The organism is Nocardia lasii (assembly GCF_042658545.1).
In the GTDB taxonomy this organism is placed as follows: domain Bacteria; phylum Actinomycetota; class Actinomycetes; order Mycobacteriales; family Mycobacteriaceae; genus Nocardia; species Nocardia lasii.
In genome coordinates this window covers 688,665-707,012 of sequence record NZ_JBHSQN010000001.1, presented here as the reverse complement: position 1 = coordinate 707,012, position 18,348 = coordinate 688,665, and the positions used below count along the sequence as shown (strand labels likewise).

At 69.0% G+C, this 18,348-nt stretch carries 20 protein-coding genes; 9 read left to right on the top strand and 11 right to left on the bottom strand.

The genetic code is table 11. From position 1 onward, the window contains the following. Nucleotides 1–16: 16 nt before the first annotated feature. The 3 genes from ACFP3H_RS03285 to ACFP3H_RS03275 form a co-directional block, all read right to left on the bottom strand. Nucleotides 17–802: a CbtA family protein gene (locus ACFP3H_RS03285; protein WP_378599261.1), complete on the bottom strand. Its 786-nt coding sequence runs from the start codon at nucleotides 800–802 to the stop codon at nucleotides 17–19. Next, complete coding sequence (locus ACFP3H_RS03280) at nucleotides 793–993, bottom strand: CbtB domain-containing protein (RefSeq protein WP_378599258.1); 201 nt, start codon at nucleotides 991–993, stop codon at nucleotides 793–795. The genes ACFP3H_RS03285 and ACFP3H_RS03280 overlap by 10 nt, the downstream gene beginning before the upstream one ends. A gap of 228 nt (nucleotides 994–1,221) precedes the next feature. Continuing rightward, the gene (locus ACFP3H_RS03275; RefSeq protein WP_378599255.1) at nucleotides 1,222–1,545 is read right to left on the bottom strand and encodes an antibiotic biosynthesis monooxygenase family protein; all 324 of its coding nucleotides are present in this window, start codon (nucleotides 1,543–1,545) and stop codon (nucleotides 1,222–1,224) included. Nucleotides 1,546–1,589: 44 nt separating this feature from the next. On the opposite strand from ACFP3H_RS03275, the gene ACFP3H_RS03270 reads away from it, so the two are divergent. Further along, nucleotides 1,590–2,339, top strand: a complete 750-nt coding sequence (locus ACFP3H_RS03270) for an alpha/beta fold hydrolase (RefSeq protein WP_378599251.1) — start codon at nucleotides 1,590–1,592, stop codon at nucleotides 2,337–2,339. A 64-nt stretch (nucleotides 2,340–2,403) separates the two neighbouring features. Here ACFP3H_RS03270 and ACFP3H_RS03265 read toward each other — a convergent pair whose 3' ends face one another. Further along, nucleotides 2,404–3,270, bottom strand: a complete 867-nt coding sequence (locus ACFP3H_RS03265) for an HhH-GPD family protein (RefSeq protein WP_378599248.1) — start codon at nucleotides 3,268–3,270, stop codon at nucleotides 2,404–2,406. Between the two features lie 90 nt (nucleotides 3,271–3,360). On the opposite strand from ACFP3H_RS03265, the gene ACFP3H_RS03260 reads away from it, so the two are divergent. Beyond that, a complete protein-coding gene (locus ACFP3H_RS03260) occupies nucleotides 3,361–3,984 on the top strand; it encodes a carbonic anhydrase (RefSeq protein WP_378599245.1) in 624 nt (207 codons plus the stop codon). 82 nt (nucleotides 3,985–4,066) lie between these two features. Continuing rightward, a complete protein-coding gene (locus tag ACFP3H_RS03255; protein ID WP_378599242.1) occupies nucleotides 4,067–4,741 on the top strand; it encodes a hypothetical protein in 675 nt (224 codons plus the stop codon). 156 nt (nucleotides 4,742–4,897) lie between these two features. On the opposite strand, the gene radA is transcribed toward ACFP3H_RS03255, so the two are convergent. Continuing rightward, nucleotides 4,898–6,298, bottom strand: coding sequence for a DNA repair protein RadA (gene radA / locus ACFP3H_RS03250; RefSeq protein ID WP_378599239.1), 1,401 nt, complete (start codon nucleotides 6,296–6,298; stop codon nucleotides 4,898–4,900). A gap of 84 nt (nucleotides 6,299–6,382) precedes the next feature. Further along, nucleotides 6,383–7,087: a copper chaperone PCu(A)C domain-containing protein gene (locus tag ACFP3H_RS03245; RefSeq protein ID WP_378599236.1), complete on the bottom strand. Its 705-nt coding sequence runs from the start codon at nucleotides 7,085–7,087 to the stop codon at nucleotides 6,383–6,385. Between the two features lie 351 nt (nucleotides 7,088–7,438). Between ACFP3H_RS03245 and carD the strand changes: the two genes are divergently transcribed. The 6 genes from carD to ACFP3H_RS03215 all read left to right on the top strand — a co-directional run bounded on the left by carD (nucleotide 7,439) and on the right by ACFP3H_RS03215 (nucleotide 12,035). Continuing rightward, nucleotides 7,439–7,927, top strand: coding sequence for an RNA polymerase-binding transcription factor CarD (gene carD, locus ACFP3H_RS03240; protein WP_019044685.1), 489 nt, complete (start codon nucleotides 7,439–7,441; stop codon nucleotides 7,925–7,927). 14 nt (nucleotides 7,928–7,941) lie between these two features. Next, nucleotides 7,942–8,703, top strand: a complete 762-nt coding sequence (gene ispD / locus ACFP3H_RS03235) for a 2-C-methyl-D-erythritol 4-phosphate cytidylyltransferase (protein WP_378599233.1) — start codon at nucleotides 7,942–7,944, stop codon at nucleotides 8,701–8,703. Continuing rightward, on the top strand, nucleotides 8,700–9,167 hold the full coding sequence (gene ispF, locus ACFP3H_RS03230; RefSeq protein ID WP_378599230.1) for a 2-C-methyl-D-erythritol 2,4-cyclodiphosphate synthase: 468 nt from the start codon (nucleotides 8,700–8,702) through the stop codon (nucleotides 9,165–9,167). The genes ispD and ispF overlap by 4 nt, the downstream gene beginning before the upstream one ends. Nucleotides 9,168–9,300: 133 nt before the next feature. Continuing rightward, nucleotides 9,301–10,704, top strand: a complete 1,404-nt coding sequence (gene cysS / locus ACFP3H_RS03225) for a cysteine--tRNA ligase (protein ID WP_378599227.1) — start codon at nucleotides 9,301–9,303, stop codon at nucleotides 10,702–10,704. Further along, the gene (gene rlmB / locus ACFP3H_RS03220) at nucleotides 10,704–11,690 is read left to right on the top strand and encodes a 23S rRNA (guanosine(2251)-2'-O)-methyltransferase RlmB (protein WP_378599224.1); all 987 of its coding nucleotides are present in this window, start codon (nucleotides 10,704–10,706) and stop codon (nucleotides 11,688–11,690) included. Before cysS ends, rlmB begins: the two co-directional genes overlap by 1 nt. 66 nt (nucleotides 11,691–11,756) lie before the next feature. Beyond that, nucleotides 11,757–12,035, top strand: coding sequence for a DUF4190 domain-containing protein (locus ACFP3H_RS03215; protein WP_378599222.1), 279 nt, complete (start codon nucleotides 11,757–11,759; stop codon nucleotides 12,033–12,035). Here ACFP3H_RS03215 and ACFP3H_RS03210 read toward each other — a convergent pair whose 3' ends face one another. The 5 genes from ACFP3H_RS03210 to otsB all read right to left on the bottom strand — a co-directional run bounded on the left by ACFP3H_RS03210 (nucleotide 12,036) and on the right by otsB (nucleotide 18,237). Continuing rightward, a complete protein-coding gene (locus tag ACFP3H_RS03210) occupies nucleotides 12,036–12,839 on the bottom strand; it encodes an enoyl-CoA hydratase/isomerase family protein (protein ID WP_378599219.1) in 804 nt (267 codons plus the stop codon). A 48-nt stretch (nucleotides 12,840–12,887) separates the two neighbouring features. Further along, nucleotides 12,888–13,754 carry a metal ABC transporter permease gene (locus ACFP3H_RS03205; protein WP_378599216.1) on the bottom strand — a complete coding sequence of 289 codons (867 nt, stop codon included), beginning with the start codon at nucleotides 13,752–13,754 and terminating at the stop codon, nucleotides 12,888–12,890. Next, nucleotides 13,754–14,515, bottom strand: coding sequence for a metal ABC transporter ATP-binding protein (locus ACFP3H_RS03200; RefSeq protein WP_378599657.1), 762 nt, complete (start codon nucleotides 14,513–14,515; stop codon nucleotides 13,754–13,756). Before ACFP3H_RS03200 ends, ACFP3H_RS03205 begins: the two co-directional genes overlap by 1 nt. Nucleotides 14,516–14,607: 92 nt before the next feature. After that, nucleotides 14,608–15,492, bottom strand: a complete 885-nt coding sequence (locus ACFP3H_RS03195; protein ID WP_378599213.1) for a metal ABC transporter solute-binding protein, Zn/Mn family — start codon at nucleotides 15,490–15,492, stop codon at nucleotides 14,608–14,610. A gap of 159 nt (nucleotides 15,493–15,651) precedes the next feature. Continuing rightward, on the bottom strand, nucleotides 15,652–18,237 hold the full coding sequence (gene otsB / locus ACFP3H_RS03190; RefSeq protein WP_378599210.1) for a trehalose-phosphatase: 2,586 nt from the start codon (nucleotides 18,235–18,237) through the stop codon (nucleotides 15,652–15,654). Nucleotides 18,238–18,348: the final 111 nt, after the last annotated feature.

Sequence of the window (18,348 nt, the reverse complement as noted above, 5' to 3'; positions counted from 1 at the left end):
CAGTTACTCGTTCGGATCACGCTGCGGTAGTGACTTCTTCCACTACCGCAGTGCTACGCCGCGCGGCGAATTCGGTGAGCGCGGCGAACGCGAGCCCCAAAGACGCCCACAGCGTGGCGGTTTGAGCCAGCGAGGCCACCCGGAAATTCCACAGCAGGGTCGCCGGGAACTCGTCGGCCACCTCGTTCACCTCGGGCAGCAGCAGGTAGCCGACCGTGGTGACGACGACGAACGCGAACACACCCGCGATGAGCTTGAGCGTGTCCGTCGCGACCACCGCGCGATACGCGGCGACCGCGGCCGCCACCGCGAGGAACCCGAGCGCGACCACCGCGACCCACAGCCAGGTGCGGTCGTTGATCGTCTCCGGGTCACCCACCGCGGGCGGGTTGGCGGGGTACTTGAAGAACGGCACCGCGACGAACGCGGTCCAGCCGAGCACCGCGCTAGTCAGCGCCAACCGGGGACCCGACAGCGTGGTGAACCGGCGCGCCACATTCAGCGCGGCGGCGAACAGCGCGCCGAATGCCAGGCCTGCCAGCCCGAGCGCCAGGAACTGTCCCGCCTTCTGGCCCGATCGGCTGACCAGCGCTTCTTCCTCGTCGCCGTGCGAGTGACCCGCGGGCTCGGCGGCGTCGTGGCCGTGTTCGGCGGGCGCCGCCGCGGCCTCCTCGATGGCGATCGCGGCGTCGATCTGGGGCTCGCCGACGAAATAGCCCACTGTGGCGGCCAGCAGACCGGCGATCAGACCGGCCAGCAGGCCGCGCAGCAGCAGGGTCTTGAGAGATCCGATCAGTGGCACGGGACACCCAGCAGGTGACGTCCGTCGTGCATCAGCTCGTGCATGAACATCCCGCTACGCGAGACGGCCCCCTGGTCGAAACCGACCAGGTACAGCGCGAGGAGTGCAAGCAGAACGACACCGACCGTGACGAGCACGGTCGCGAGGGTGTCGAGGTCGGTAGACCGGTCGGGTGAATGCGCGATTGCCATTCGGGGTCCTCCTCTAGGGATACGCGTCCCACGGTTGAAATGTGGTGCGAAGGTGCCGGTGTCTGGCTCTCCGGCACCGGGATCCCGGTACGTGGATGACAGTGGCGCGACCGCTCCGGATTCACACCGGAATTACCGCGCACCCTCGCGATTGTTCCCTCGAACTGTGACAGCCACCGGCCACCCGCGTCAATACGAGCACGCGCGTGTCCAGCGGAAACGCCGCCGTCAGCCCTTCGCTGGAACGTCGAGCACGACCTCGAACTCGAGCAGCGAGGCACCGGTGGACACCGGCTTGGGACGCTCACCCTCGCCACCGTTTCCGGCATGCGCGGCCCGCGCCGGCCCGTCCCGCCACGCGGCGAAGGACTCCTCCGAATCCCATTGCGTCACTACGAAATACCGGTTGTCGCCGGCGACGGGACGCAGCAACTGGAACCCGAGGAAACCGGGCGAGTTCTCCACCGCGCCCGCCCGCGCGGCGAACCGCTTCTCCAACTCGGCTCCGGCACCTTCGGGAACCTCGATCGCATTGATCTTCACAACAGCCATATCCCAAGTATCTACTCCGATCGGGGCCAGGCAGGATCGGGTGTGTGTTGTACGACGAAGGTGGGTCCGGGGTTCCGATTCTGTTGTTGCACGGGTTGATGGGTAGTGCGCGGACCTGGGCGGATCAGGTGCCGTGGGTGCGGGAGTATGGGCACGTGTACGCGGTGGACGCGGCTGGGCATGGGCGGCCGGTGCCGGACGCGCTCGGCACCGAGGGGTTCGTGGCTGATCTTGCCGAGCTCACGGCGGGGATCGGTGAGCCGATGGTGATCGTGGGGCATTCGATGGGCGCGATCCACGGGTGGGTGTTCGCGGCGACCTATCCCGAGCGGGTGCGTGCGATCGTCGTCGAGGACATCGCCCCGGACTTCACCGGGCGCACGGCGGCGCATTGGGCCGAGCTGATCGGTGGGTGGCCGCAGCCCTTCGTCGACGAACAGGCCGTGCTCGACTACTTCGGCCCGGTGGCGGGCACCTACTTCCTGCGCGCCTTCACCGCGTCAGCCGACGGCTACCGCCTGCACGGCGACGTCGAGACCTTCCGCGCCATCTCCGAGGAGTGGGGCACCCGCGACTTCTGGACCGAATGGAAATCCCTGCGCGTCCCGGCCCTGCTCATCGAAGGCGAGCACACCATCACCCCGCCGGGGCAGATGCGAACGATGGCGCAGGTCGCGGTCGACGCGGAATACGTGCTGGTCGAAGGCGCCGGACATCTCGTCCACGACGAGCAACCAGAGGTCTACCGCACCCACGTCAGCCGCTTTCTGCACCGGGTGACGAGCAACGCCTAGCCGCTCCACCCCGAGGTGGAACACCCGCGTGCGCGATCGGCCTCGACAGACGGCTCGCGCTGACTCAGCCCTCACCCGCCAGCGCGAACAGCCCGTCCTCGGTCTGCTCGATCAACCCGTCGACCAGCAGCGAATCCAACGCCCGCGCCCGCTGACCCGGATCGCGCGTCCACGCCAGATCCAGCCGCACCCGTTCGACCGGCCCGCTCGCCCCACGCAGCACGTCCAGCAGCCGCCCCCGCGCCTGCCGATCGGTGCCCTCGTACTTCTGCACCTTGCGCACCACCTCGCTCGCGGGCTTGCCCGCGTCCACCCACGCGCACCCGGGCAGCGGGCAGCGCGCGCAGTCGGGGTTGCGCGCGGTGCACACCAGCGCGCCCAGTTCCATCAGCGCGGCGGAGAACCGCGCGGCCCTCGGCACCGGAACCGGCAGCAGCGCTTCGGTTTCGGCGAGATCGCGCGAGGATGGGTTGCCCGGTTCGCGCCCGTGCACGGCCCGCGCCACCACCCGTCGAACATTGGTGTCCACCACGGGAACTCGCTGCCCGTAGGCGAAACAGGCCACCGCCCGCGCGGTGTAGGCGCCGATCCCCGGCAGGCTCAACAGCACGTCCACATCGCTGGGCACCTCGTCGCCGTGCTCGGTCGCCAACACCCGCGCGCACTCGTGCAACCGCAACGCCCGCCGCGGATACCCGAGTTTCCCCCACGCCCGCAGCACCTCGGCCTGCGAGGACGCCGCCATCGCCGAGGGCACCGGCCAGCGCGCCACCCACTCGCGCCAGATCGGCTCCACCCGCACCACCGGCGTCTGCTGGAGCATGATCTCGCTCATCAGGATGTGCCACGCGGTCGCCTCGGGGGCGCGCCACGGCAGGTCCCGTGCTGTCTCGTCGAACCAGCCGAGCAGGGCTCGCGCGTCGATGCTCACCGTTGTCGTTCCCTTCCCGCCAGGCTCTCTTTGCCGACGCGTAACGCGCCGGACTCGCTGGTAACCGACCACCTGTGCACAATGGTCGCTATGCCTGGTTCCAATCCGATAAGCGCCTGGAAGTCACTGCGCGAAGGCAATGAGCGCTTCGTCAACGACACTCTGCAGCATCCTAGCCAGGGCGCCGCAGACCGAGCCAAACTCGTCAAGGGCCAAAATCCGCACGCGATCCTGTTCGGTTGCGGCGACTCCCGAGTCGCCGCCGAACTGATCTTCGACCAGGGCCTCGGCGACATGTTCGTCGTGCGCACCGCCGGGCACGTGGTCGACAGCTCGGTGTTGGGCTCGATCGAATACGGCGTCGAGGTGCTCAACGTGCCGCTGATCGTCGTGCTCGGGCACGACAGCTGCGGCGCGGTGAAGGCCACCATCGACGCGCTCGACGGCGGCGAGGTGCCCGGCGGGTTCATCCGCAGCGTGGTCGAACGCGTGACCCCGTCGATCCTGGTCGGCCGCCGCGAGGGCCTCACCTCGCTCGACGATCTGGAGGCCCGCCACGTCGTGGAGACCAGCAAACTGCTCATGCAGCGGTCGATGATCATCTCCCAGCGCGTCGCCACTGGTCAGTGCGCTATCGCGAGTGTCACCTACAAGCTGTCCGACGGTCGCGTGCAGCTGCGACGCACCGTCGGCAATATCGGTGAGGTGGTCTGAACCGGGACCGACACCCGTTTCGACCCCCCGACACGCCGAGGTCATCGAGCGTGCGCCCGCGTGCTGCGCTTACCGTTGAGGCGTGCTGGAACCGAATGGACCGCTGTCACCGGAGATCTACTGGCGCCGCCGTGCACTCGCGATCGGTGTCATCGCCGTCGCGCTCGCGATCGTGATCTGGCTCGTGGCCATGGTCGCGCGCGGCGGGGAGTCCGCGGGCGCCGAGAACGCGGCGGCGAGCACCACCACGACCGCGGAGTCGACGACCAGCGCGTCCGCGACGACCTCCGCGGCCTCCAGCACGCCGAGCAGCGGCTCCCAGACCCCGAGCGCGACCACGGCCGCCGATCAGCCGCCGGCGCCGCCGTGCGCGGATCAGTCACTGGCGCTGAAGGTCTCGGTCGGTCAACCCACCTATCGGGTCGGTGATCAGCCCTCGTTCGGCACCGTGATCACCAACATCTCGTCGGCGGCCTGTTCGCGCGATCTGGGCGCGGGCCCGCAGTTCCTCGTCTACACCCTCGACGGGCAGCGCAGGCTCTGGGCGAGCAACGACTGCAACCCCGAGGACCCGCCGGAGACCAAGACCCTCGAGGCCGGTCAGCAGCTGTCCTACAAGGGCACCTGGTTCGGCACCACCTCGCAGCCCGAATGCGCCGGTGACCGCCTGCAGGTGCCCGCGGGCGCCTATATGGTCGTCGCCCAACTCGGCGCCGCCCGTAGCGCCGCCGAACCGTTCAATCTCGTGGCGTCCTGAAATCGGGGTTCGCCGCCGCGGAGCGCATTGTGCGGGTGCGCCGTCGGTCACATGTTCGAGTTGGCCTGATTTGCAGACTTCGCAGGATCGGCGGCGGCGTCAACCGATATTGGCACCGCATTCGCCGAGCGAACCCGAATTCGATGGTTGCCGAGGTTATTCCACCGAGACGGTCGCCCTGGGTGCGCGGGATTTGCGGAGTTCGGCCAATCGCAGTGCCGAGCGCAGATCGCCGACCTCGTGGATTCGCATGGACCCGGTCTTGGTTTTCTCCGATCCGGGCGGCACCAGCGCGGTGGTGAACCCGAGCCGCTCGGCCTCGGCCAGGCGCCGGCCCAGCCCGGTCACCTTGCGCACCTCGCCGGCCAGGCCCACCTCGCCCAGGATCACCCACCCCGCGGGCAAGGCGATCTCGGCCTCGGCCGACGCGATGGCCAAGGCGATGGCCAGGTCCGCGGTCGGCTCGACCAACCGCATCCCGCCGACGGTCGCCGCGTACACATCGTGCTTGCCGAGGAACACTTTCCCGCGACTCTGCAGCACGGCCAGCACCATGGCCACCCGGTTGTAGTCCAGCCCGCTCACGGCCCGGCGCGGCTGCGGGATCTCGGTCTTGACCGTGAGCCCCTGCACCTCAGCCACCAGCGGTCGCTTGCCGTCCATCGCCACGGTCACCGCCGTCCCGGAGACGGTGTCGGTGCGGTGGTGCAGGAACAGCCCGGACGGGTCGTCGACACAGGCGATCCCGTCGTCGTGTAGTTCGAAGCAACCCACCTCGTCGGCGCTGCCGAACCGGTTCTTGATCCCGCGCACCATCCGCAGCGAGGAGTTCTTGTCGCCCTCGAACTGCAACACCACGTCCACCAGGTGCTCGAGCGTGCGCGGGCCCGCCACATTGCCGTCCTTGGTGACGTGCCCGACCAGCAGCACCGCGATCCCGGTGGCCTTGGCCAGCGAGGTCAACGCCGCCGTCACCGCCCGCACCTGGGTGACCCCGCCGATCACCCCGTCCACCTCGGGCGCGAGCATCGTCTGCACCGAGTCCACCACCAGCAGTGTCGGCCGCACCTGCTCCACGTGCCCGAGCACGATCGACAGATCCGATTCGGCCGCCAGATACACCCGGTCGTGCACCGCGCCGGTCCGATCGGCCCGCAGCCGCACCTGCCCCGCCGATTCCTCCGCGGTCACATACAGTGCCGTCTCCGCGCGTGCGGCCGCCCACCGGAACGCGACCTCGAGCAACAGCGTCGACTTGCCGACGCCGGGTTCGCCAGAGAGCAGCACCACCGATCCCGGCACCACCCCGCCCCCGAGCACCCGATCGAGCTCGCTCACCCCCGTCGACCTGGCCTGGGTGACCTTGGCGTCGATTTGCGACAGCGGCGCCGCCGCGGTACTCGGCAGCATCGCCCGCCGCCCCGGCGCGGCCGCCGACGCCGAGACGGCCACCTCGTTCACCGTTCCCCATGCCCCGCAATCGGGGCACTTACCCACCCACTTGGACACCTCGTGCGTGCACGCGGAGCACCGGAACACTGCTTTGGTCTTGGCCACACGCGCACCCTACGGACCAGCACCGACACAAAAGAAACAGCCGCCGCGAAAGTCCGCGACGGCTGTTTGCGATAAGCGCTGGTCTCAGTGACCGCCGCCCGCGCCCTCGGGCGCCGGGCCGGACTTGTCGTTCTCCACGCGCGAGACCGCGGCGGCGTCGACCGGAACCGACACCTGCACGGTGCCCGCGTTCTTGAAGTTGAAGGTCACCGTGTAGGTCAGACCGGGGACGATGTCCTTGGTCAGGCCGGTGATCTCGATCGTGCCCGGATCCTTGTTCGGGTCGATCGTCGGCTTGTCGCCGGCGGGCGCGGGCGTGGTGGTCGGCGCCGCCGTGGTGGTCGGCGCGGCCGAGGTGGTGCCGTGGTGGTCGTCGCCGGGGGCGGCGGCGACCACGCCCGGACCGGCGACCACGGTCTGCTGCGGCTTCAGTTCGAACTTGGCGTCGCCACCGGGACCGGCGATCTTGACCGACCCGAGGTCGGTGCTCACGCTGGTGAGTTCGTCGGCGGTGGTCTCGCTGCCGTTGATGATCGACAGCGCGAGCACGGCGGTACCGCCCTTGCTGTGCTCGGCGGCGCCCTCGGGGTAGACGATGTACACGTTGCGCAGCGCGATGTCGCCGATCGTGGCGTGGTTGCCGTTGATCGCGGCGGCCTGCACCGACGTCTGGGTGTGCTGGCCGGCACTGCAGCCGGTCAGGGCGATACCCGCGGCAGCGGCGAGCGCGGCAACCGTCACCATGCGACGTCGCGCCGACGGGGCGGTCACAGCTTTCAGGGCAGTCACGGTTTGTCCTCCATGTCGACCGGGCTCACTCCGTCCACGCGGGGATCGGAGGGTAGTAACTAGGCAGCGTAGTAGTTCACTTCGCGCGGGCGTCGTTGGGGCTCGCGACGCGCGGGTGCGGAAGTAACAGTTCGGTGTCTCGCGGGAGTTTGCCGGATCGATGCCCGGTTGCCGATCCGCGATAACCGGTGCCTGTGCTGGTGGTTAACCCGTTCTGGCGCAACGCAATGCACAACAATTCTGCGTTGTCAACCCCTACGGTGGCCTCGTTGTGGCCCTGACCTGCACAGTTGATCGCGCCGTTACCGAGTCGCATGTTAAACTGTGAACATCGAAAGGGGCACGGGACACATGATTTTTAAGGTCGGAGACACCGTCGTTTACCCCCACCACGGAGCGGCGCTGATCGAAGCAATCGAGACCCGCACCATCAAGGGTGTGCAGAAAGAGTATCTGGTCCTGAAGGTCGCGCAAGGCGACCTGACTGTTCGGGTTCCCGCAGAGAACGCTGAATACGTCGGCGTCCGCGACGTCGTCGGCCAGGAAGGTCTCGACCGCGTCTTCCAGGTGCTACGCGCGCCACACACGGAGGAGCCGACCAACTGGTCCCGCCGTTACAAGGCCAACCTCGAGAAGCTCGCCTCCGGCGATGTGAACAAGGTGGCCGAAGTGGTTCGTGACCTGTGGCGTCGTGAGCAGGACCGCGGCCTGTCCGCCGGTGAGAAGCGAATGCTCGCCAAGGCTCGTCAGATCCTCGTCGGTGAGCTCGCGCTCGCCGAGGGCACCGACGACGGCAAGGCCGAATCGCTGCTCGACGAGGTCCTCGCCGCGGCATCCTAGAAGTGAACAAGTAAGTGCGACCTGTCGTAGCACTGGTCCCTGCCGCCGGTCGTGGCGTGCGCCTGGGTGAACTCACCCCGAAGGCGTTCGTCCCGGTCGGCGGCACTGCTATGTTCCGGCTCGCCGTCGACGGTCTGATCGCCTCCGGCGCCGTCGACCGGATCGTCGTTGTCGTACCCGCCGAACTGGTCGATGCCGCGACGGCGCTGCTGCCCACCACTCCGCTGACCGGCGGTTCGCCCGCCGCTGTGCCGGTGCAGGTGGTCGTCGGCGGCACCGAGCGCACCGATTCGGTGCGGGCCGGGATCGCCGCCGCGCCCGACGCCGCGTTCTACCTCGTCCACGACGCCGCCCGCGCCCTCACCCCACCGCCGCTGATCGCCCGGGTGGCCGACGCGCTGCGAGCGGGCAGCCAAGCCGTAGTCCCCGCCTTGCCCGTCGTCGACACCGTGAAATCGGTCGACGCCGACGGCATTGTCACCGGCACCCCCGACCGCGCCGGGTTACGCGCCATCCAAACCCCCCAGGGCTTCGCCGCCGACCTGCTCCGCCGCGCCTACGCCACGCCCGGCACCGCCACCGACGACGCGAGCCTGGTCGAACGCCTCGGCGTCGACGTGCGCACCATCGCAGGCGACCCCCTCGCCTTCAAGATCACCACCCCACTCGACCTCCGCCTGGCCGAAGCCCTGCTGGCCGAAGCGAACGCCCCGCACCCCGCCGGCGTCGATACCGGCCCGGCCACCACCCTCGAATCTTCGGCGGCGGCCCGATGAGAGTCGGCATCGGCAGCGATGTCCACCCCATCGAGCCGGGCCGCCCGTGCTGGATGGCCGGCCTACTGTTCCCCGACGTCGACGGCTGCGCGGGCCACTCCGACGGTGACGTGGCCGCCCACGCCCTGTGCGACGCGCTGCTGTCCGCCGCCGGGCTCGGCGATGTGGGCGCGGTCTTCGGCGTCGGCCGTCCCGAATGGGCCGGGGTCACCGGCGCCGCCATGCTCACCGAGGTCCGCAGGCTGCTGGCCGAGGAGGGTTTCGCCGTCGGCAACGCCGCGGTGCAGGTCATCGGCAATCACCCGAAGATCGGCCCACGCCGCGCCGAGGCGCAGAAGGTGCTCGGCGAACTGCTGGACGCGCCGGTCTCGGTCTCGGGAACCACCACCGACGGCCTGGGCCTGACCGGTCGCGGCGAGGGCGTCGCGGCCATCGCCACCTGCCTGTTGACGGCGTGTTCGTAGCCCGAACGGGCCTGCACGTCTCCACCGCGCCACCACACTCACACCGCTCCAATACACCATCGCCGCCCGTGCGGCGAGCCCATGAACCGGCCGGTCAACGCCGCTGCCGTCTCACCGACTAGGATCGAATGCCGTGACCTTGCGCCTTTTTGACACCGACACGCGGACCCTGCGGGAATTCATCCCGCTGGTCCCCGGCCGTGCCTCGGTGTATCTGTGTGGGGCCACTGTGCAGGGCCAGCCCCATATCGGTCACGTGCGCAGTGGCGTGGCCTTCGACGTGCTGCGTCGCTGGCTGCTCGCGCACGACTACGACGTGCGGTTCATCCGCAATGTCACCGATATCGACGACAAGATCCTGAACAAGGCCGCCGAGGCGGGCAGGCCGTGGTGGGAATGGGCGGCGACCCACGAGCGCGCTTTCGACAAGGCCTACGAAACCCTCGGTGTGCTGGCGCCCTCGGCCGAACCGCGCGCCACCGGCCATATCACCCAGATGGTCGAGTTGATGGAGCGGTTGATCCAGCGCGGCCACGCCTATGCCGCCGACGGCGACGTCTATTTCGATGTGCTCAGTTGGCCGAATTACGGTGAGCTGTCGGGCCATAAACTCGACGACGTGCACCAGGGCGAGACCCCCACGCGCGGCAAACGCGATTCCCGCGACTTCACGCTGTGGAAAGCGGCCAAGCCCGGTGAGCCGAGTTGGCCCTCGCCGTGGGGTCCCGGTCGTCCCGGCTGGCACCTGGAATGCTCGGCGATGGCCGAGTTCTATCTGGGCCCGGAATTCGATATCCATTGCGGCGGCATGGATTTGATCTTCCCGCACCACGAGAACGAGATCGCCCAGTCCAAGGCGGCCGGTGACGGTTTCGCGCGGTATTGGCTGCACAACGGCTGGGTGACGATGGGTGGGGAGAAAATGTCGAAGTCGCTCGGCAACGTTCTCTCGGTGCCCAATGTGCTCACCCGGGTGCGGCCGGTGGAATTGCGTTTCTACCTCGGTAGCGCGCATTACCGTTCGATGCTCGAATACTCCGACAAGGCTCTCGACGACGCCGTCGCCTCGTATCAGCGCATCGAAGCCTTCGTCACCCGCGTGCTCGACCGGAGCGGCGAGGTGCCGATCGGTAAATGGACCGACGCGTTCGCCGCCGCGATCGATGACGATCTGGCGGTGCCGAAGGCGCTGGCCGAAATTCATCATGTCGTGCACGAGGGAAATCGCGCGCTGGAATCCGGCGCGGTCGAGACCGCGGTCGAATTGGCCGGTCAGGTGCGGGCGATGCTGGCGATTCTCGGCGTAGACCCGCTCGACGAACAGTGGTACACCCCCGCCGACAATTCGGCGGCGATCGACGCGCTCGACGTTCTCGTCGGCACGGAGTTGGAACGCCGGGCCAACGCGCGGGCGGAAAAGAACTGGGCAGAAGCCGATGCCGCACGGGATCGGCTCATCGCCGCGGGTATCGAGGTAACCGATACCCCGCAGGGGCCGGAGTGGTCGCTGGGCGCATCTAGCGGAAAGGCGAACTGATGGCAGGCAATTCACAGCGACGCGGAGCAGTACGTAAGAGCGGCACGAAGAAGGGGCAGGTCGCCGGTTCCGGTGGCAAGCACCGCCGCGGCCTCGAGGGCCGGGGTGCGACCCCGCCCGCCGAGGCGCGCACCAAGCATCCGGCCGCCAAGCGGGCCCGTGCGGCGGAGAAGGCCAAAGCGGCTGCGGTGCAGGGCCGCTCGGCCGGTCGGGGTGTCCCGCGCGCGGGTCGCAAGTCCGACGAGGGTCCCGAGTTGGTGCTCGGCCGCAACCCCGTGCTCGAGTGCCTGCGCGCCGACGTGCCCGCGACCGCGCTGTACGTGGCGGTCGGCACCGAGAACGACGATCGCCTCTCCGAGAGCGTGCAGCGTGCCGCCGACATGGGCATCTCCATTCTCGAGGTCCCGCGCACCGATCTGGATCGGTTGAGCGCCAACGGTTTGCACCAGGGTGTCGCCCTGCAGGTGCCGCCGTACCGCTACGCCCACCCCGACGATCTGCTCGACCGGGTGAAGGCTACCGCCGAGCCCGCCCTGCTGGTCGCGCTCGACAACATCACCGATCCGCGCAATCTCGGCGCCGTGATCCGCTCGGTGGCCGCGTTCGGTGGTCAGGGTGTGCTGATTCCGCAGCGTCGCAGTGCCAGCGTCACCGCGGTGGCGTGGCGGACCAGTGCGGGCGCGGCGGCGCGGCTGCCGGTCGCGCGGGCCACCAATCTGACTCGCACGCTGAAGGATTACGCCGCCAACGGCATGCAGATCGTGGGCCTCGACGCCGACGGCGACACCACCCTGGACAACTTCGACGGCAGCGTGCCGACCGTGGTCGTCGTCGGTTCGGAGGGCAAGGGCCTGTCGCGTCTGGTTCGCGAGAACTGCGATTCGATCCTGAGCATCCCGATGGCGGGGCCGGTCGAGTCGTTGAACGCCTCGGTCGCGGCTGGTGTGGTGCTGGCCGATATCGCCCGCCAGCGTCGACTGGGCTGAGTTCGCCGAGGGCCGCTTGGCGCGTAGCACGCGTCAGCGGCCTTCGGGCACAGTAGAATTCGCCGGGTGGCGATTCCTAATCAGCCGATCGGTGAGACGGTCGAGCACCCGCAGGCCAACCTGATCCTCGTGCTCGGGCTGCTCAGTCCGTTCTGCTGTGGGCTGTTCGGGCCGGTCGCGTGGGTGCTCGGTAAGCGGGCACTCAACGAGATCGACAATTCCTACGGCGCCCTCAGCGGTCGCGATCAGGTGTTGATCGGCTATATCGCGGGCGTCATCGGCACGATCATGATGTTGCTGTTCGCGCTGCTGTACCTGGCCGGTACCTGCAACGGCAACTTCTGATCAGTCCAGGCTCGGACGCGCGCCGGGGGCGTCCCACGCGGGCCATTCGTCGTTGACGCTGCCGGTCCAGTTCGGCGGGCGCCGCTCCTTGAACGCCACCATCGCCTCGCCGCCGTCGACGCTCTTGGCAACATGGGCGTTGAGTTCGGATTCGAGCTGTCCGACCACGGTCGGGGTCATGCCGAGGCTCTCCCAGATCAGTCGTTTGGTGAGCGCGACCGGCAGGGGAGCGGTGCCGCTCGCGATGTCGTGGGCCACCGCCATCGCGGTCATCAGGACCTCGTCGGCGGGCAGGGCGGCGTTGGCCAGGCCGAGCGTCTTGGCTTCCTCCCCGTCGAAGGTGCGGCCGGTGAGCATGATGTCGGCGGCGTTGGCCAGTCCGGCCAGTCGAGGCACGGTCCAGTGCGCGAATCCGTCGGCGAGCACCCCGCGCCGCACCTGATTGAGCCCGTAGACGGCGTCGCGCGCGAAATACCGCAGGTCACATTGGAGAGCCAGGGCCAGTCCGATGCCGACCGCGTGCCCGTTCACGGCGGCGATCACCGGTTTGCGGACCTGCCACGGCGGCGGATCGAGGGTCGCGCTCACGTCGCCCCCGCGCGCGGCCAGGTCGGCGCCCGCGCAGAAGGCGGGCGGGGTGCCGGTGATGACGACGGCGCGGATGGCGTCCTCGAGATCGCAGCGGCGTAGCGCGGCGCTCAGCTCGGCGGCCATCGTGGGGGTGACGGCGTTCTGCTTCGCGGGCCGGTTGAGCGTCAGTAGCGCGACGCCGGCTTCGACATCGACGAGCAATTCCGAACTCATGGCCGAATCGTACTAGCGACCGGTCAGCAAGTGGCCTTATCGCCCGACTCAGCGCGCGTGCGCGAGCTGGCGGCTCCGATGGCCGATCACCCGGCACACCAGGTAGATGGTGAACGAGATGCCGGTCACGAAGGTCGACACCGGGACCCCGGGCGCCAGCGACAGCAGCAGCCCGCCGACCGCGGACACCTCGGCGAAGATCACCGACAGCACCGTCGCCCGCAGCGGACTCGAGGTCAGCTGCGCGGCCGCGGCGGCCGGGGTGATCAGCAGTGCCAGCACCAGCAGCGCGCCCACGATCTGCACGCCGAAGGCGGCGGTGATGCCGAGCAGCACCGCGAACACCACCGACAGCGCCCGCACCGGCACCCCGCGCGCGATCGCGACCTCGGGGTCGGAGCTGGCGAACAGCAGCGGCCGGTACACCACGGCCAAGACGGCGAGCACGCACGCGGTGCAGGTGACCAGCAGCGCCAGTCCGTCGTAGCCGACGCCCGCGACCTGCCCGGTGAGCAGCGAGAATTTCGACCCGGCGCGTTCGGGCGCCAACCACAGGAACAGCACCGACAGCCCGAGCCCGAACGAGAGCACCACCGCGATCACCGAATCGCGTTCGCGCGCACGCGAACCCAACCACCCGAACAGCACCGCCGCGACCACCGACCCGGCGATGGCGCCGAACCCGACGCCGACACCCACGAGCAGCGCCGCCGACGCGCCGGTCAGCGACAGTTCGCTGGTGCCGTGCACCGCGAACGACATCTGCCGCGCCACGATCAGCGGTCCGATCAGCCCGGCCAGCAACCCCAGCAGCGCACTGGCCAGCAGCGCCTGCTGAACGAAGTCGTAGCTGAGCAGATTCGCGGTGGTCCCGAAGTCGAACATCTGCTGAAAAACCTTGGTGAGCTTGTCCATCAGGCGGTTCCGCCCAGCGCGTCGATCTCGTCGCCGGTGCCGACCACGACCAGCCGTCCGCGCACGCGCAGCACCTCCACCTCGGTTCCGTACAGCTCCGACAGCGTCGCCGAGGTCATCACCTCGTCGGGCGTGCCGATCCGGAAGCCGCCGTCGACCAGGTACAGCACCCGATCCACCAGCGGCAGGATCGGATTGATCTCGTGGGTCACGAACAGCACCGCGGTGTCGTGTTCGCGGCGGCGCTTGTCGACGAGTTCGGCGACGAGTTTCTGATTGGCCATGTCCAGGCTCAGCAGCGGTTCGTCGCACAGCAGCACCGACGGATCGCCGACGAGGGCCTGGGCGACCCGCAACCGCTGCTGTTCACCGCCCGACAGCGTCTCCAACGAGGCGTGCGCGAAGTCCTGCGCCCCGACCGCCGCGATGGCGGCCGCCACCTTCTCGGCCCGTTCCCGGCGACCACGCCAGCCCAGTCCCCACCGATGCCCGTCGACGCCGAGCCCGACCAGATCGACGCCGCGCAACTGCACCCCGGCGTCGATCGTCTTCTGCTGCGGCACGTATCCGATGCCCGGATTCCCGACCGTGGCCGCGCGACCGGCGATCTCCGCGCTGCCCGAACTCAGGGCCAGCCGTCCGAGCAGCACGCGCAGCAGCGAGGTCTTGCCCGACCCGTTGGGCCCGAGCACGGCGATGAACTCACCGGGCGCCACGTCGAGGTCGAGGTCGTGCCAGAGGGTGCGCTCACCGAAGGACATGCTCGCCCCGCGCAGGCGGATCGCGGAATCGGTGGTCTCGATTCGCGCGGTCGTCACGGTGCTCAACACGGCTCCCTCGGTGCTGGTCATGGTCAGCGCAGTGCGGCGGCCAGCGCCTTGGCGTTGGCGGTCTGCCACTGGATGTAATCGGTTCCCTCGGGCAGGGTCTCGGTGACCTCGACGACGGTGACGCCCGCGGTCTGCGCGGCGGCGCGCAGGTCCTGGGTGATCTTGTCCTCGGTCTGGGTGTTGTAGATCAGGGCCTTGACCTGCTTGTTGGTGATCAGGTCGCGGGTGGCGGCGACGGCGGCCGGGGACGGGTCGGTCTCCTGCTCGATCGCTTCCTGGAAGTCGTGCGGGGTCTTGTCCTGGGCGGTCGCGGCGACGAGCAGGTAGTGCGCGAGCGGCTCGGACTGTGCGACCGGCGCGTTCGGGGTCTGCGCGGCGATGGTGCCGGTGATGGTGCTGATGCCGATGAGCTGGTTCTTGAAGGCCAGCGCGCGCTCGGTGTAGGCGCTCGCGTTGGCGGCGTCGACCTGGCCGAGTTCGGCGGCGATCTGATCGGCGACGGCGGCGACGGTGGTCACGTCGTACCAGACGTGCTCGTTCTCGTCGCTCTTGTCGGTGCGCTGCTCGAAGGCTTCGACGGTGCGCTTGTCCTTGCCGGAGATCGCCTTCTCGATGAACTCGTCGTAGTGCCCACCGTTGAACACGACCAGGTCCGCGTCGCTGATCTTGGCGGTGTCGGAGGCCGAGGTCTCGAACGAGTGCGGGTCGGCGGCCGGGTCGCTGATGATCGAGGTCACCTGGGCATCCGGTCCCGCGACGGCCGAGGCCACCGAGCCCCACACATTGGTGGAGGCGACGATCTGGGGGGTATCGGACTCGGTGGAGCCGCCACCACAGGCGCTGAGCACGACCGTGGCCACCACTCCCGCTGTGAGTCCGGCACAAAGACGGGCGAATCGTGTGTTCACGGAGGTACTCCTGCTGCGAGCTCTAGATCATAATGGAAACCGTTACCGTTTTAGATTAGCAGGACAGTCGCGGTTCAGATGACGAGCTGGATGAGTTCGTGCACACAGTCGAACGGCCGACGCTCTCAGTGAGAACGCCGGCCGCTCGACCTGTCGCGCTTAGTTCGTGCCCGCCGACACGGGCATGAGCGTCTGCTGACTCAGCAGCTGGGCACAGCGCAGGAGGCCCAGGTGGCTGTAGGCCTGCGGGTGGTTGCCCAGCGAGCGCTCGGCGACCGGGTCGTACTCCTCGCTGAGCAGGCCGGTAGGCCCCGCCGCGGCGACGAGCTGGGCGAACAGGGCCTCCGCGTCGGAGCGGCGGCCGATCAGCAGGTACGCCTCGACCAGCCAGGCGGCGCAGAGGTGGAAGCCGCCCTCGCCGCCGGGCAGGCCGTCGTCGTGGTGGTAGCGGTACACGGTGGCGCCGCTGCGCAGTTCGGCCTCGGTGGCCACGACGGTCGCGGCGAAGCGCGGGTCGGCGGGGTCGATCAGGCCGCTCAGACCGATGTGCAGGGTCGCGGCGTCGAGATCGGTGCCGTCGTAGGCGGCGGTGTAGGACTGGACCTCGTCGTTCCAGCCCTTGTCCTTGACCTCGGCGGAGATGGTCTCGCGCAGGACCGCCCACTCGGGATCGGCGGGTCGATCGAAGCGCGCGGCCAGGGTGAGGGCACGGTCGATGGTCAACCAGCCCATCACCTTCGAGTACACGTGGTGGCGCGGGTTACCGCGGATTTCCCAGATGCCGTGGTCGGGTTCGGTCCAGCGGCGCTGCACCGCCGAGACCATCGCGTGCACGAGTTCCCAGTCGGCGTCGGGCAGCGCCTTGGCCGGGGCGGTGATGCCCTGCCGTTCACGCTCGTGCGCCATCGAGGTGATCAGGTCCACGATCGGCCCGAACACATCGAGCTGCACCTGCATATTGGCCGCGTTGCCCACGCGCACCGGCCGCGACCCGGCGTACCCGGGCAGCAGGTCGATCACGGCTTCGGGCGGCAGCGTCTCGCCGTAGATCGTGTACAGCGGGTGCAACCGCTCGGGTCCGGGCAGTGTGTCGAGCACCTTGTGGACCCAGCCCAGGAACTCCTCGGCCTCGGTCAGCGAGCCCAGCGTCACCAGCGCCTGCGCGGTCAGCGACGCGTCGCGCAGCCAGCAGTAGCGGTAGTCCCAGTTGCGCACGCCGCCGATGTCCTCGGGCAGCGAGGTGGTCGCCGCGGCCAGGATCGACCCCGACGGGCGATGCACCAGCCCGCGCAGGGTCAGCGCCGAGCGCTTCATCAGGTCGGGCTTGAGCGGGGGCAACCGCAACCCCGAGGCCCACTGCGACCAGTACTGCTCGGCCAGCGAACGCCGCTGCGGCTCCGGCGTCATCGACGGCGCGAGATCGGCGGTGCCGCAGCGCAATTCGAGCACGACGGGAGCCGGGGCCGGATCGACCACCGCGCGCGCCTGCTGATTGGTGCCGTCGGAGAGGATCTCCCACTCCACCCCGGGCGAGCGCAGCACGATCGGATCGTTGGTGCCGCTCACCACGAGCCCGTTGCGCACGGCCTCCATGCGCACCGGCACCTGCCCGAATTCCGGCTGCGGCGCGAAGGTCACCACGGCCTTGGCGGTGCCGGTGATCACGCGGGTCAGATCGGTGCGGTCCGGCGCCACGTCGTGCGGCAGGTAGTCGGCCACTTGCAAACTGGCCCAGCGGGTTTCGACGGTCATGGTGCCGTCCACGTACCGCTGTGACAGCGGCAGGCTCGGCCGTTCCGGCGCCACGGTGAAGTGGCCTGCCGCCGCGCCGCCGAGCAGATGGGCGAACACCGCCGCCGAGTCCGGTTCGGGATGACAGAACCAGGTGACGGTGGCGTCGGGGGTGAGCAGCGCGACCGAACGCGGGCTGGCCAGCATGCTCAGCCGCTCGATGCGCGGCGCGCTCGCCCCGGCCAGCCAGGTGCGGCGCTCCTCGGCCAGGAACGCCAGCGCGCGCGCCACGTCCTCGGTGGAGTCGACGCGCAGCTTGGCCAGGCTCTCGCCCTCGCCGACCTTGATGCCCACATCGGGCCCCGACAGCACCCGGAACGCCTTCTCGTCGGTGACGTCGTCACCGAAAAACACCGCGGCGGAAGCACTTTCCTGATGGCGGATGGTGTCGAGCGCGGTGCCCTTGTCGGTCGGGATGACCGCCAGCTCGATCACCGCCTTGCCCTCGGTCACCTGGACGCCGTCCCAGGCCGCGGGGCCCTGGCGCGCGGAAACCAGTGCGCGCCTGCCGATCTCGGGGCTGGCGTTGCGCACGTGCAGTGCGGCGCTGGCCGGTTTCATCTCCACCGTCACACCCGGGTTGTCGGCGGCGATCTGGGTGAAGGCGGAATTGATCTCCGTCAGTAGCTTTTTGGCGTCGTTGTCGATCGCGTGGACGAAGCCCACGTCGAATTCCGAGCCGTGACTTCCGATCAACTGCACCTCGACGGGCAGTCGCGACAGCGCCGCCAGATCGCGTAGTGCCCGACCCGATATCACCGCGGCCGTGGTGTTGGCCAACCCCGCCAGCGCGCGCAGGGCGCTGACCGATTCCCGCTGGGGAAACGCTTTCGACGGGTCGGACACGATCGGGGCGATAGTCCCGTCGTAGTCCGAGGCAACCAGCAGCCGTGGCACGCGCGCGACCGACGCCAGTGCACGGCGGAGTTCCAAGGGCAGATCCTGTGCGCTCACGCATCCAACCTAGTGATGGGAGGAGTTGATCAGGGGGCGCGAAAAACAATACTGGGTCAAATTTGTCGCGCGGGCGGCGCGGCGGGTTGTGCGAACGCCGTCGAGCCGTTT